Genomic DNA, 14,823 nt, shown 5'->3' on the forward strand with positions numbered 1-14,823 from the left:
ATTACCTCACTTTCAGAAATATCTTCAACTTTTGGAACAACTCATCAGGATTAAATGGTTTTGAAACAAAATCATTCATTCCTGCCAGTGTAATTTTTTCCTGCACTTCTGATTTTAAGGAAGCTGTAAGTGCAATTATCGGAATTGAAATAAAAGGCTCCTTCCCCCTGGCCCTGATGATGGATGAAGTCATATAGCCATCCATTTCAGGCATTTGTAAATCCATCAATATCAAATGGTAATATTCACGATTTAGTTTTTCAATAGCTTCAAGGCCATTGGAGGCTGAATCAACCTTCAGATTCCACTCCAGCATAAATTTGCGGGCTATCAGCTCATTAATCCTGTTATCCTCAACCAACAGAATACGCTGACCATTGAAAACCTGCCCTGACAAATCAACAGCGCCCTCGTTGTTAACTCCTCTGAAATCCTTACCTGGTTCCAGATCCAAAGTAAATGAAAACTCAGAACCTTTACCAGGTGCACTCTTCAGATGAATCTCACTACCCAACATTTCGAGTAATTTGCTGGTAATAGCCAGTCCTAGTCCTGTACCCCCATATTTTCTTGACGTTTCAGACGAGGCCTGCGTAAACTCACTGAAAATATGCTGTTGCATCTCCTGCGGTATTCCTATTCCGGTATCAGCTACACTAAATTCAACCTGCACATGTGAGCCCGACTTTGACTTCTGAGAAATACTTATATCCACACTTCCGGTTTCAGTAAACTTTATGGCATTGCTTACCAGATTATTAAGAATTTGCGAAATCCGCAAAGGATCACTTATAAAAAATAACGGAAGTTCTTCATCATAAGTCAGGTGAATAAGAATAGCTTTCTCATGGGCTTTATGCTGCATTGAGCTTACAACACCTTCAACCAGATTTTTCAGATTAAAATCAATCGATTCCAACTCAAGTTTTCCAGCTTCTATCTTGTTTAAATCGAGGATATCATTGATGAGTCCTAACAAATTCTCGGCAGAAAACTTAAGAATTTTCAAATCTTCCAGTTGTTCGGGCCGAGGATTATTGCGCATCAGCAAATGAGTAATGCCGATAACCGCATTCATAGGTGTACGGATTTCGTGACTCATCACTGACAAAAACTGAGTTTTCGCTTTAGCGGCTTCTTCAGCCAGATTTTTTGCGACTTCCAGCTCCTGATTTTTAAAACTCAGGGCTTCATTCTTTTGAACTATTCGTTTATTTTGCTCTTCAATGTGTTGATGCTGCAAAAGTATTTCATGAGTTCTTTCAGAAATCAGGGCCTCCAGTTTTTCATTATCGGATTTTAGCTTCCGGTAACGTCGAAGCATCAACACCCTGTATATCAATGCTAACGCAACAAACAGCAAGGCAAAAACCCACCAACGTTCATACCAGATGCGACTAACCCTGAATTCCCAGATAAGCGGGGTGCTATAAATATAATTTCCTGATTGCCTGGCTCTTACTTTAAGTTTATATTCTCCGGGTTCGAGCCCTCCAATAACGATAATACCATTGTTGGCGATGACCATCCATGTTGAATCCAGGCCTTCAATCCATCGCTCATAAACCAGTTGCCGCGAGGGATACTCAGGAGAAGCCACCTGAAGGCTTATAAAACTTTTATTGCTGATTTTGCCAATACCCTGAGCAACTGCATGTTGGGGTACATTATTCAACAAAAAAGATTTCACGGCGGGCATAAGTGTTCGCCGGGGTTCATTCAGGATTTCAGAAACAGCCATTCCGGCCAATGTTCCCGCCCACATTCTGTTCTCTCTATCGATAAGCAAACCGCGATATGCAATTGTTTTTGACGGCAATCCATTTCTTTCATCAAATTGCATATAATCTCCATTCTTATATCTGAAAAGGCCCTTATTATTGGCCAGCCAAACATAGCCCAAAGAATCAACGGCCACAGCCTTTACTGAATTTTCTGTAAGTTTACCTATGGCAGCTCTGTTATACACTCCGTTTTTAAAACACAATAAACCAAATGATGAACCTAACCAGATACTTCCATCGGGAGCACAAGCTATATCGTTCACATTCAGGTCTATATTTCGTTCAAAATCAACAGGCTTGCTCAGATTTACAAATTTATCCCCGGCAGGATCATACTCAAAAAGAAAGCCTGCATCTTTCATTCCACCAAAAAAAACTCTCCCATTTGCTGAAACGGCCAGTGAAATAGGCCTTGATAATACACCCTTGTCGGGGCCATAAAAACTCAGTAAAAAATCACTTGAAATTTTTATCATCGACTCGTTTTCATCCTGACAGGCCCAAATATTGCCAGCCTTATCAGGCATAAGCTTGAAAACTGCCTTTCCCCTGCTGCTCAGATTAAAATCTTTAAGTTTCTTTCCATTGAAATTACAAAACCAAATATGTGCATCAGTATCAGAAATCCAGAATCCATTTTCAACAGGAAGTACTTGCAGAGCAACAGAAGGTAACGAAAAAAGGGCTTCGGCCTGACCAGGATATGCAGAAGACGATTTAAAAATACGGGCTCCATCAGTAAAAAACAATTCTCCGTTATCCGAATCACTCACACATTGGATATATGAAGTTGTAAATTGTGAAAACGGAGACCCAAAAAGCACTGTTTGCAGGAGTAAGATTCCAATATCGGAAGAGACCCAAATATTATCATCATTATCAATAAATAAATGGTTCACAACCTTTTCGGGATACTGAGACACCAGTTTGAATGTATAATTATCACCCGCAACCGGTTCTAAAAAGAAAAGACCTTCAGCCCAGGTTCCTGCATAAATAATACCTTTTGAATTACGGGCCATATACGAAACATCCTTTTTGCTTACCAGCCTCAATCTGACTGTTGATTTTCCTGCAAAGGTTTTCAGTTCGAATAAGCCATTTCGTGTGGCAATTAAAATTACACCAGGCCTGACATTAAACACGGCATTAATTCCTGATAAACTAAAAGGCAATGTGAGCTTTTCCAGTTTATCATTGCTTTCCAAATATCTGAATACAAAACCGGGTTCGGAAAAGGCAAAGAAATTCCCCAGGCCATCATCGGCAAAAGAGAAAGAACGGCTGAAATTATTGGTTGATACCTCGTTAGGAAGAATATATGTTTTAAACCCATTATCGGTATAGCGATAAACCTTAGAATTATCAGACAACCACACCCGATTTTTTAAATCCGAATAAAACATCTTGGGAAACCACATCATCGAGTCAGACGGGTGAATACCTCCCTGAGCTATTGTTTCAAACCTGATTCCTCCTGATGATTCTCTGAAACGGCTGATACCCATATCAGAAGTGAGCAACATTTCGCCGCGCGGCAGGCAAATGACAGACTTTGCATAAAGGCCTGGCAGCTCATCCTGGAAAAGCTTAAACTCACGACCGTCAAACCTCACAAGGCCATCGTCAGTAGCTGCCCAAATAATTCCATTTTTATCGCGGACAACAGATTTGACAAGTGAAGAAGGCAACCCTTCCTCCTCGGTAAACCTGGTAAGCCTGAGCGATTGAGCGGAGGCTTGAAAAGCAGACAATAACAGAATAAAAAATATAAAACAGAAGTTTCTCACAATAACTATATAACACGCGAGATTAACAACAATAAAAGTACAAAGTTTTGGCCAAGCATAGTAATTAATGCTTAATTTTGCAGATTGTAACCGGGGATGACCGGTTTTGACAGCAAGGAAGTGGTATTGTAAGCATGCCGGGCGTTGTAAGCGTGGCCCGTAAATCCCAACTTACACAGCCAATAACTGGCAACGATTACAATTACGCGTTAGCCGCTTAATCCAAGATTAAGCCGCTTTCTGCTCCCCGGGAAGCCTCGCGTGGCCGCGTCCCGTCAGGAGCATCACAAATGCCACGATAAGACAGGTAAGGCCCTGGTGCCTGTACGAAAACCAAAAGGAATAAGGAAATAGTTGGGCGGTTTTCTCCCTGCCTTTTCCCGACAATCAACTGAAAACTAAGCTTGTAGAAAGCACTATTGCTGCTTGTTTGGACGCGGGTTCGACTCCCGCCATCTCCACAAAAAGCCTGTAAATCAAAGATTTACAGGCTTTTTTAATGATTTATCAATTTCCCACCAAATGCTTGCGTACTTTTGCATTTTACTTATCAAATTAACCTCAATGTCTGCAACTGAAAACATGAGTGCTGTCGCACGCATCATTTCCGAAAATTTCGATACCGGCAACTTTATTAAACTTACACTTAGCAACAAACGAACCAAAAGCAATGATCTGGACAATGTATTTGTACGGCCGGTTATGATTAAGAATCAGGCATTACTATCCTTTGTTTTCAGGCACACCACCAAAGATGTAACCCGAAACCTTCAGGTTGATGCAGCTATTGAGGAAATCACCACTTTACTTAATACCCAGTTTTTTAATGCCGACATATTTACCACTCATGCCGATTATGTATTTATGAGCAACAAAAGAGGGAATTCCAAACTCCTGAAAAAACCAGCCTCGTCAGCTGAACTTCCGGTTTTCAGACACGACAAAATGAAACAACGCCTGATAACCGCCGAGCATAATATTTATTTGCGTGATCTCGGTGTTCTGACCTCTGAATGGAAAGTCAAAAATGACATGCAGGACAAATTCAGGCAGATTAACAAGTATGTTGAGATTATTGACGGTATCCTGAAAGGAGATGAAATAAAAGACAAATTTTCAATAGTTGACATGGGGTCCGGCAAAGGATATCTCACCTTTGCACTTTACGATTTTTTAAAGAATAAGCAGCAAAAGCATATCAGAATGACAGGCGTTGAATTAAGGCCCGATTTGGTTGAAAAATGCAACAAAATTGCCAAAGATGCTGCATTTACCGAACTCAGTTTTACAGAGGGCAGCATTGGAAAAGCCGAATTACCTGCTTTCGACATGATTATTGCTTTGCACGCCTGCGATACAGCCACCGATGAAGCCATTTACCGGGGAATATCGGCCCAAGCCCCGGTGATAGTATGCGCCCCCTGTTGCCATAAGCAAATCAGAAAACAGATAAATCCAGACAACATCCTGAAAGAGATTACCAGACATGGCATTCTGGAAGAGCGTCAGGCCGAAATGCTTACTGACACCATCAGAGCAATGATTATGGAAGCATATGGATATAAAACCAGGGTATTTGAATTTATTGCGACCGAACACACGCCCAAAAACGTTTTGATTGCAGGAACAAGAAAAAAGGCAGTTTTGGTTCCTGATGCTGAAGTATTAAACCGAATAGCTCAACTAAAAGCTCAGTTCGGAATTGAATATCACCACCTTGAACGCCTGCTGGGCATCGGATAATCAAAACGCAAAAAGACATAACAAACACTCCCTGACTTCTATCAGAAAAAGTCAGGGAGTTTTTTATTTTCAGGAAATCTGTTTACTATCAGAAAGTCCATTTTGCGCCGAGTGTGGGATTCAAACGAAAACCCTTTACCGCGCCAAAATTACACCCGATTTCAACCTCCGAACCGAGAGATATATTTTCGGTAAAATTATACCACAACTGAGGTTCTGACAGGAAAATGAACTTAGTTTCTTTTATCTGCTCGTTTTCAGCAAAAAAATTATCTTCCCTCCAGAAATCGGCAAAACCACTGAATGTCAGTTTGTTATTCAACATATTCATGTACCAGACTCCGGTTAGCTGAAAAGAAGCATCATGCTTATCGCGAATATATTTATACAACATCTGTATGGTAAAACCTCGCGAAAAATCAGCATTATTGTAGTTATATTCCAAACCACCAAGCCAGGCATCATTAATAGTATAAGCATTATTGGCTTCGCCTGCCACATACTGCCCAAAACCACCATTATACTCAACATGGGCTGCAAAAGGGCCTTTCCCCAGGTTGAGCGCACGTGCAATTTCCCAATAGGCCATGCTAACTCCTTTTACATCACCCACATTATAATCCATATCAACAAAGAAAAATGTACTTCCCCATTTATCGGATTTAAACATTTCTACAGTTGAAGTTGCATAACTGCGGTCCTTGCCGAAATCATAATGCAACTGCACATTTTGAGCATTCAGTAAACAAGACAGGAAAATCAACAGAATAATCAGGTAATTCTTTTTCATAGTTCGGTATTTGAATATAAAATTTTGAGGGTGCAAAAATAGTTGAATGTGGTGAAATTCAAACATATAATATTCTATTGACACCCAATAAGCCTGTACTTCCCTGTTTTTTAAACACTTAAAAACCCTACAATAATTCCCTGCAAAGAATCAGCAAATCAAATAAATAAAAGAAAAAAAAGATGGGCAATGCACCGATTCTCAGCTTACAACAGGCGATCAATCTCGGTTCGATAATCATACTGTAAATCTTCATGAAGGGATGCCACGGTTTTTTTTATTTTCAACAATTGATTCTGATAGAGGTTTTGCAGTGACGGCACACTTCTGAAATCAATGCCCGATTCGTTCAAACAGGAACAGAAAAAAATAAGCAATTCAGCTTCAATGCGTTTATTTCCGGCGTATCTGACATACTTATTCACATTTCTGAGAATTTTTCGAATGCTTTTGCGGATAAAAAAAACCTGAGAAGTATTGATTTCGGTGAATTGCTTCTTAATTTCATCCTTTACACGGTTTATAAAAGCCAATTCGTCATCAGCTTCGAAAAGCAGGTAAGCAAGCAACTCTTTATTATCCTTTTTGTAGCGGGCCAGTTTCAAACAAAGCTCCTGCAGTTGCTTTGATGAAAGATTTGCGAGTTCCTGTCTGATAAAATTCAGCGAAGCCGGTTTATTCATTTATGTTGCTGTTTAAGAGGCACCAGCAGATATTCGAGTCCATTAAGCTTTATTTCGTAAATAGTTTGCAGCAACATGCCAAGTTTCCCTTCCGGAAAGCCTTTGCGTTGAAACCATTCGAGATAAGACACAGGCAGGTTGCACAAAAAAGTGCCTTTGTATTTGCCAAAAGGCATTTTCATTTCGACCAGCTGAAGCAACAGCCGGGAATCTGGACCCATAAAATCAGGCATTGGAAACGGTGTTTAAAATTAAAATCCGATAAATGCAATATAATTAATGAATTACGCAGTTTACTGCATTATTGTTGCTGAAGGACAGTTTGGGTATCAACAACCTTCGCATAGGGGCGCAAGGAAGCAAGCGTTGAAAAGTGAACATCTTCCGCCTTTACCACCTTATCACCATAAGTAAGGTCTTTGGTGGCACAAGCATCCCCGACGACAGTGCAATCAAATCCGAAATCTGCGGCTGCCCGTGTGGCGGCTTCAAGACACATGTGTGTTTGCATTCCGCAAAGGACAAGTTTTGTCACCTTGTTATCGTGCAGATACTCAAGCAATCCGGTATGTAAGAAACTGTTTACTTCATTTTTTACAAACACTTTTTCACCGGGCAAAGGTTTCACATTTTCATGAATATCGCTTTGCGGGCCTTCGCCATGCTTAACATGAATAACCAAAAAACCTTTGTTCCTGAAAGCATCCAGCACAAGTGCCGCATTTTCACTTGCCTGAACCGGGTTTACCAAAGCCGAGGCTCCTCCCTCAAAATAAAAATCCTGGATATCGATGAGCAAAAGGGCTGTTTTTGCATCATCGGTCTGAGCATAAATAAATGCAGGAAACATCAGACAAAGCAGAACAATAATTTTTTTCATCATTTCAAAAATTCAGGGTTTAGAACTGGTCAAAACTTTAAGCAAGCAGATAGGGCTTTTCTGAAACAACTTTAAGGATCATCTCCCCAAAAATGGTATTGGCCCATGCAAACCACTTTCTTGTAAAGTCAGCGGGATTATTCCTATGAAATGACTCATGCATGAAACCAGTACCTGCGTGCGTTTCTTTCAGCATGGAGATGCAATATTTAATTTCTTCATCATCCTGACTGGTCAAGGCGCGCATAATATAGCTTAACGGCCAGATCATTTCCTTGCCGGTATGCGGCCCTCCCACTCCTTCATATTTTCCGCGTGCAAAATACGGGTTAAATGCGCTCAGCACCAATTTACGCGTATTCTGATAAATTTCATCCTCAGGATTCACACCGGCAATATAGGGCAATGAAATAAGGCTGGGCACATTGGCATCATCCATATGCAGAACGCTGCCATAACCATCAATCTCATAAGCGTAAACCTTCCCAAACTGAAAATGGTCAACAATGGCATATTTCAACAAGGCTGCATGTACCTCGCCGGCGAGAGCAAGACATTCATCAGCAAACACCTTATCAGCATAAATTGCATGGCTCATTTCGGCCAGTTGACGCAGCGATTGAACGGCAAAGAAATTAGAAGGCACCAAAAAAGGAAAAATTGTTCCATCGTCAGATGGCCTGAAAACAGAACAAATAAGCCCCACTGGCCTCACAGGATTACCAAAGCCATTGCCCTGGGCTGTATCGGTTGGTGAAGTAGTTTTCCGCCTGAACGAGTACGGCCCGACATTTTCCTTGCGCTGCTGCTCTTTAAAGGTTTTAACAATGAGCTTCATGGCTGAAAGCCAGTCGTTGTTAAACGGAGAAATATTATTGGAAACTTTCCAGTACTGATAAGCCAGCCTTATCACATAACACAATGAATCCACTTCCCATTTGCGTTCGTGAAGTTCGGGTTTCATATCAGTTTCATCTGATTCCCAATAAGAGCCCTCCTGCGCATAATTAAAGGCATTGGCATAAGGGTCGATAAGCACACACTTTGTTTGACGGTTTATTACACCCTGAATCAGCGCCGAGAGATGGGCATCGTCATTTACATAAGGAATATAAGGCCACACCTGGGCAGTAGAATCGCGCAACCACATGGCATCAATGTCGCCTGTAATTACAAAAGTATCAGGTGTTCCATTATTTGTAAAGTGCTTGATTGTTGTATCGAGGGTGTTGGGGAAACAATTTTCAAACATCCAGGCAATTTCGGGATCGGCAATCTTTGCTTTTGTCCGACTGATAGTTGCCTCAACAGCCTGACTGATAAAGCGACGGTTTTCCAATGAAGGACGCCGGCTAACAAAGGCCGGGTCGCCCATAAAAATACTTCCAGCCATTGAATCAAAAACATGGCTTACCGACAGACCTGCAACTGCAATGGTGCTTTTACGAATAAAATTTCTGCGCGAATTCATCAGGTTTACATTTTAAATCCATCAATAAGCAAAAGACTACTCCAATGACAAAATAAAAGACTCGAGAGGTTTTACAACCAAATTTATTTTCCCTGTTCCTCCCGACACCTTCAACTCAAATTCAGCAGTTTGGTAGAGTTGATCTTTAAGTTTATAGTTGCCATCTTTCAAATTCCAGTCCTGAATAAGCCCTGCAGGAATCTGAAGTTCATAAATATCGGTGATGGAATCTTTAAAATTGACAATCACCAGCAGTTTTTCATTGTCAGACCAGCGGGCGAAAGAGAAACATTTGTCGTAATATCCCGAAGTATTTGCCCTGTTATATGAATGAATTTCGCGGTAGTTTCCCATTAAGGCAGAGCTCTTTGCAGTAAAGCCAAGCAATCGTTGATAAAAATCGCGCAGCGCCTTTTCATCATCAGAAAGCAGACCTCCGTCAAAAGCACCATTGTTCATCCACCGTTGATGAGCAGGCACGCCCCAGTAATCGAAAATGGTGGTGCGGGTTGCACTTCCAAAGCCAGCGTTTCCGTCGCCGGGCTCACCCACTTCCTGTCCGAAATAAATCATGGTGGGCGCACTGCTAATGGTTGCACTAAGCACCATGGCAGGTTTCCCTTTGGCTGCATTTCCTGCAAAAGCAGGACTTGCCAGACGCTGCTCATCATGATTTTCGAGAAAATGAAGCATATGATGCTCAATATCAGCCAAACCGCTTTGAATAGCAGCCAGGTGGTCGGCCGAGCCATGCCCCTGAATAATATGTTTGAGCGTATCGTAAAGTTCAACTTTATCGTAGAGATAATCCATTTTACCCTTGCGGATATAATCGCGATAGAGAGATGGGTTATAAACTTCGGCCAGCAAGAAGGCATCAGGATTGGCATTTTTGATTGAGGCATTCAAAAAGCTCCAGAACTCAACCGGCACCATTTCGGCCATATCGAAACGAAAGCCGTCGACGCCAAACTGAAGCCAATACAAAGCTATATCGCGAAATTTAAGCCAACTGTCCGGCACGTCCTTATCCTTCCAGAAAGCAAAATGCTCAGCAACCGGTTTATCTTCAAATCCGGCAGGCAGCAAATCAAAATCATATGAACCATCAGGTTTTACCCCATAATTAATCTTGACCGTTTCATACCAGTCATAAAAGTGCGGCTGCGCCATTCTCGAGCCGTTTCCTGTCCATTTAGCAGGGTTTTCGTCAAATTTTCCATCAGCCAATGGGTGAACTTCTCCTCCCAGAGGCTTATATCCATCAAGTGGTTCAGGCACTCTGAACGGTTGACCCGGAATGTAATAGAAGTTGTTGTTGCGGGCATACTCCACTGAAGTATCATCCGAAGAGCCAAAGCCTGGATTTCCGGAAGGGTCGGACACCGAATGGTAACCCCGGGCCACATGATTGGGAACAATATCGATGATAACTTTCATCCCATGACGGTGTGTCCGTTCAATCAGCGCCCTGAATTCTTCAAGTCTTTTAGCAGGATCGACAGCCAAATCGGGATTAACATTATAATAATCCTTAACTGCATAAGGCGAACCGGCCCGGCCTTTTACCACATCAGGATCATCATTGCTGATACCATAAGCAGTATAATCGCGTATCAGTGCATGATGAGGAACACCGGTATACCAGATATGGGAAACGCCCAACGATTTGATTTCATCAAGCGCTTTATCAGTAAAATCATTGAATTTGCCTACGCCATTTTCCTCTATGGTTCCCCAGGGTTTATTTGTTGTGTTGGTATTCCCAAAAAGGCGGGTAAATACCTGATAAACCACTACTTTTTTATTCTCCATTGGTTTATTGTTACTTTTCTTTTCAACATTACACGACAGCAGAAGCACCGGCAGTATCACCAGCCACATCCTTTTTAACGATCTCATATATTTTACAGCTTGGAGTTTTCAGAATCGGGAAAATGAAACTCAAAGATATTGATTTATACCATTCACACCTTGTATTCAACCCAACATCGGCTGCACAACGCATAGCAATCTGCCACATCCGGCTATCAATCAATCACATAGCAGCAGATACAAATACAGTCTGAAAAAAACGCCGATATGACCAACACATAGCCAGGCGACTTCACAAAACGAAACGGGCCGGGTATGTGCTGGTCAATACCATGGTCAAGAACTTATTAAAAAAGTTTACAGCGTTAAAAGGCAAGTTTATACTTCACTCCGGCCACAATCCATCGGCCAGGCTGAGGTACATTGGCATGGTCAAACACTTCGCTATTAAGCACATTTGAGCCATCAATATAAATCTGAAATTGCTTCAGATTATAAAACACCTTAGCACTTACCAGCCAAACAGGCTTATAGGAAACTTCCTCCACAAAAGCGCCATTATCAAACGGCAGATAGCCACCTGCCCTGTCCTGCCATGAAGCTTTGAGCTCAAAACCACTATGATATGTAACACGATGATTAAGACTAAAATCGAGTTTATGCCGCAAATTATCAAGCACATAAAGCGAGGTGAATCCATCGCTCTTTTTATCTGATTCGAGCCAGGTATAATCTATACGGAAACGTTGGGCAATATTTGAAACAGCTGTATTCCGTCCGAATGGAAGTTCAATTCCCAACTCAACGCCGCTGATATTCACTTCGGTCAGGTTGAGGCTTCTCCATTTTTCGTCGCCCGGAAATTTAGCCCAGTCAATCATATTTCTACCCCAGCGACGAAAAACAGCCAATTCGAAATGCAGTCGGTTGACCATACCCTTTAATCCGGTTTCAAGTGAAATGGCCTCTTCGGGCTTTAAATCAGGATTTCCGATATTGGTGGGCCCGCTGTAAAACAAATCGGTAAAAGTGGGCAAACGTAAAGTACGATTGCCCGTTGCATACCAGCGTACATGAGTATTTACCTGGTAGCCTAAGTCAATACCCGGATAAAGGCTGACTCCGCCAGGGATTGACTGATTAAAATGCACCAGCATTCCGGCCGAAACAGAAAACTTTTGCAGGTAATATGCCTGTTCAGCCATCAGACTCAGACTTTCGCGCTGGTATGAACGGGTAAATTGCGCACCCGGCTCGCCAGGAACTGCCAAAGGTGCAGCCAGTTCATTGCCCAGCACATTACTAAAAATATGCTCAAAGCGATAATCAAGGCCTACAGAAGTTTTGCCTGATTGACCGGTTTTCAACCAGTTGAGTGAAGCGCCTGCCACATCGGTCATATGATAATTATGGCCTGAGTACCAGGAAGGAGCTTCGCTGCGAAACAGTTCAAACCTATCGTGATGTCTGCGCCAGTAAATGACAGGCTTGAGGTTGATTTTGCCGGAAGGCAAAAATTTTAGTGCCAGAAACTCCGAACGGGTTTGCTCAAACTGGTCAGGATACTTAGGCGTATAAAAGCTATTGGCACCAAAAGCCCTGACAGTGTAGCCACCCTGCAAATCGAACGAAGCATTTCCTGCTGGAATAAAACCGCGATAGTACAGATTGGCATTCTTAAAGTCAGTATTTCTGATGTAGCCATCACTTTGGGCAACATTGAGACCAACAAAGTGGTGTATTTTACCAGTGCCGGCAGCAAGTGAGGCTGAAGCACGGGCAAATCCGTACTGGCCGCCGCTCACAGAAACATTCAACTCGCGTTGAGCAGGCTCTCCTGTAATGATATTGATAACGCCATTGAAAGCATTGGGCCCGAAAATTCTGGCACCGGGCCCCTGCAACACCTCAATGCGCTGAATAGAAGAAAGGTCAACCGGAAGATTGAGGTTGTGATGACCTGTTTGCGGGTCACTGATGTTGACCCCATTGATAAGAATTAAAGTCTGATCGAAATTCCCGCCTCTGATGCTAACATCGGCCTGCATACCGAACGGCCCGCGCTGCCTGATATCGACTCCGCGCAGATGTTCGAGCAAACCGGCAACATCAGTTGCAGGCGCCTGCTCAATTTCGGCACGGGTGATAACCTGAACCACACGCATCAACTGCGACTGAACCACGGGGGCTCTTTGCGCGCTGACAACCACTTCGCTGAGCTCGAGCTCACTTTCGGTGGCGGTAGTCCGGCTGCTGTCGGGTTGCTCCTGGGTATAACCGGGCAACACCAGAATGGAATACGACAGACTTAACACGCCAATGCGAATGGTACGCCCCAGACTATTGAACACCGCATAAGATTTACGTGTCCATTGTCTGAAACATACAGCATTGATTTTGTTTAGCTGTAGTTTTTCCATTTTTAAATTTGGTTAAAGTTTTAATTGAGGGCGCAAAGGTAGGAAATGAAAACAAATCAGCTGAACAAAAATAGCAAATCAATACGCGGCATCTCACCTTACAATCAAAAACAGGGATGCAAATCCTGCATCCCTGTTCATTCAGCAACAATGATTAAAAAGCACTGATTACATCTTTTTGTCGACATACTCGGTTAATTTTCCGAGCATATTTACATAGCTTCCGAACTCATTATCGTACCATCCAAAAATTTTGGCGTGGCACACCGGAATCATCACATCCTGTGCAAGCTCAATACCAAAGTTTCGGAGTAAAGCCGGATTAAGCGCCATAAAACCGGTGCGTGTATGCGTTTCGACTCCCTCAATAACAACAGCAGCCTTGCGTCCGATAATATCAGCCGAAACATTTTGCTTTTCGCTGAACTCGAGCAAACCTTCAAGCGGGCCGTTGGCAGCCTGTTGGTAGATGCGGTTCAGAAATTCGCGGGTTACCACCGGATCGCCGATTTCGTTGAGTGGCGAATGGAAGGTAATGTTTAAAATAATCAGGCTGGCGGTATTGGTAGGAATACGCACTGAGTCGGCCATAAAGCCCACCCTTTGAATTTCGGGCAAGATCACTTCAAGGGCTTTGGCAGCACCAGTAGAGGTTATGATAATGTTGTTAAAAACCGATCGGCTTTTGCGCAGGTCAGAAGTACCGGCAGAAGGCACAGAATCGAGAATACTTTGTGTGCTTGTTGAAGCATGAATGGTAGACATGGACGCAGTAAGAATATTTGAAGTCTCAGCATTATCGAGCAGTGGCTTCATCATATGCGACAGTCCGGTAGTGGTACAACTGGCGGCAGAAATCACATGATGTTTTCTTACATCAAAATCGAGGTGATTGATACCATAAACCATCATAGAGGCATCGCCCGGCATTTTAAGGGTAGAATCCTTGATTTTGAAAGGGGCACTGGCAATGACCTTTTCGGCGCCAGCTTCCAGATGGCCACGCAGGCTTCCTTTGGCATGATCGGCAGGGATGGTAGGGTCAAGAAAAGCGCCGGTACAGTCCACAACCAGCCTAACGTTATGCTCCGCCCAGTTGATGTCACGCGGATTGCGGGCTGTAGTCAGAAACTGAACAGGCATACCGTCAATTTCAACCAGAAAGTTGGCGGCATCCACGACCTTGATTTCACATTTCTTGCCTGAGTAACCATAAAGAAATTTGGTTAAAGAGCCATAAGTAGAATCATTTTCGATGTTATGAATAAGTGAATCAAGACTTTTTCCAACACCTCTTCCCACATTCACTACTATACCGCCAAAATGTTTGTTGAGCAAATGATTCCATAATGTAAGTTTACCTATACGACCAGCTCCGTTGATACCCAGCAGGTTCCTTCCGTTTACTTTTTGCATAATCTCTGGTTTTTTATAAAATTTTAGCCAC

At 42.6% G+C, this 14,823-nt stretch carries 10 protein-coding genes and 1 other RNA gene; 2 read left to right on the top strand and 9 right to left on the bottom strand.

What is annotated here, in order from left to right; translation table 11 throughout:
* Window position 1 precedes the first annotated feature (1 nt).
* Window positions 2-3,538: a response regulator gene (locus tag H6541_08030; GenBank protein ID MCB9015728.1), complete on the bottom strand. Its 3,537-nt coding sequence runs from the start codon at window positions 3,536-3,538 to the stop codon at window positions 2-4.
* A 128-nt stretch (window positions 3,539-3,666) separates the two neighbouring features.
* Here H6541_08030 and ssrA point away from each other — a divergent pair.
* Window positions 3,667-4,038: a transfer-messenger RNA gene (gene ssrA, locus H6541_08035) on the top strand.
* A gap of 100 nt (window positions 4,039-4,138) precedes the next feature.
* Window positions 4,139-5,317 (top strand): SAM-dependent methyltransferase, encoded by a 1,179-nt coding sequence (locus H6541_08040; GenBank protein MCB9015729.1) that lies wholly within the window; start codon window positions 4,139-4,141, stop codon window positions 5,315-5,317.
* A gap of 88 nt (window positions 5,318-5,405) precedes the next feature.
* On the opposite strand, the gene H6541_08045 is transcribed toward H6541_08040, so the two are convergent.
* From H6541_08045 to H6541_08080, 8 genes are all read right to left on the bottom strand, one after another.
* Window positions 5,406-6,107 (bottom strand): DUF5020 family protein, encoded by a 702-nt coding sequence (locus H6541_08045; protein ID MCB9015730.1) that lies wholly within the window; start codon window positions 6,105-6,107, stop codon window positions 5,406-5,408.
* Between the two features lie 206 nt (window positions 6,108-6,313).
* Window positions 6,314-6,790: a hypothetical protein gene (locus H6541_08050; GenBank protein ID MCB9015731.1), complete on the bottom strand. Its 477-nt coding sequence runs from the start codon at window positions 6,788-6,790 to the stop codon at window positions 6,314-6,316.
* Window positions 6,787-7,011 carry a DUF3820 family protein gene (locus H6541_08055; protein MCB9015732.1) on the bottom strand — a complete coding sequence of 75 codons (225 nt, stop codon included), beginning with the start codon at window positions 7,009-7,011 and terminating at the stop codon, window positions 6,787-6,789. The genes H6541_08050 and H6541_08055 overlap by 4 nt, the downstream gene beginning before the upstream one ends.
* 80 nt (window positions 7,012-7,091) lie before the next feature.
* The gene (locus H6541_08060) at window positions 7,092-7,640 is read right to left on the bottom strand and encodes a cysteine hydrolase (GenBank protein MCB9015733.1); all 549 of its coding nucleotides are present in this window, start codon (window positions 7,638-7,640) and stop codon (window positions 7,092-7,094) included.
* Between the two features lie 67 nt (window positions 7,641-7,707).
* Window positions 7,708-9,141 carry a glycoside hydrolase family 125 protein gene (locus tag H6541_08065; GenBank protein ID MCB9015734.1) on the bottom strand — a complete coding sequence of 478 codons (1,434 nt, stop codon included), beginning with the start codon at window positions 9,139-9,141 and terminating at the stop codon, window positions 7,708-7,710.
* A 36-nt stretch (window positions 9,142-9,177) separates the two neighbouring features.
* A complete protein-coding gene (locus H6541_08070) occupies window positions 9,178-11,043 on the bottom strand; it encodes an alpha-amylase family protein (GenBank protein ID MCB9015735.1) in 1,866 nt (621 codons plus the stop codon).
* 278 nt (window positions 11,044-11,321) lie between these two features.
* Entirely contained in the window at window positions 11,322-13,376 is a 2,055-nt protein-coding gene (locus tag H6541_08075; GenBank protein ID MCB9015736.1) for a TonB-dependent receptor, read from the bottom strand.
* A gap of 168 nt (window positions 13,377-13,544) precedes the next feature.
* Window positions 13,545-14,792 (bottom strand): glyceraldehyde-3-phosphate dehydrogenase, encoded by a 1,248-nt coding sequence (locus tag H6541_08080; GenBank protein ID MCB9015737.1) that lies wholly within the window; start codon window positions 14,790-14,792, stop codon window positions 13,545-13,547.
* Window positions 14,793-14,823: the final 31 nt, after the last annotated feature.

It is taken from the genome of Lentimicrobiaceae bacterium (assembly GCA_020636745.1).
Classification (GTDB): domain Bacteria; phylum Bacteroidota; class Bacteroidia; order Bacteroidales; family Lentimicrobiaceae; genus Lentimicrobium.

Coding starts and splice junctions, on each gene's coding strand:
- H6541_08040 (MCB9015729.1), top strand. CDS start 4,139: ATGTCTGCAACTGAAAACATGAGTGCTGTCGCACGCATCATTTCCGAA.
- H6541_08045 (MCB9015730.1), bottom strand. CDS start 6,107: ATGAAAAAGAATTACCTGATTATTCTGTTGATTTTCCTGTCTTGTTTA.
- H6541_08050 (MCB9015731.1), bottom strand. CDS start 6,790: ATGAATAAACCGGCTTCGCTGAATTTTATCAGACAGGAACTCGCAAAT.
- H6541_08055 (MCB9015732.1), bottom strand. CDS start 7,011: ATGGGTCCAGATTCCCGGCTGTTGCTTCAGCTGGTCGAAATGAAAATG.
- H6541_08060 (MCB9015733.1), bottom strand. CDS start 7,640: ATGTTTCCTGCATTTATTTATGCTCAGACCGATGATGCAAAAACAGCC.
- H6541_08065 (MCB9015734.1), bottom strand. CDS start 9,141: ATGAATTCGCGCAGAAATTTTATTCGTAAAAGCACCATTGCAGTTGCA.
- H6541_08070 (MCB9015735.1), bottom strand. CDS start 11,043: ATGAGATCGTTAAAAAGGATGTGGCTGGTGATACTGCCGGTGCTTCTG.
- H6541_08075 (MCB9015736.1), bottom strand. CDS start 13,376: ATGGAAAAACTACAGCTAAACAAAATCAATGCTGTATGTTTCAGACAA.
- H6541_08080 (MCB9015737.1), bottom strand. CDS start 14,792: ATGCAAAAAGTAAACGGAAGGAACCTGCTGGGTATCAACGGAGCTGGT.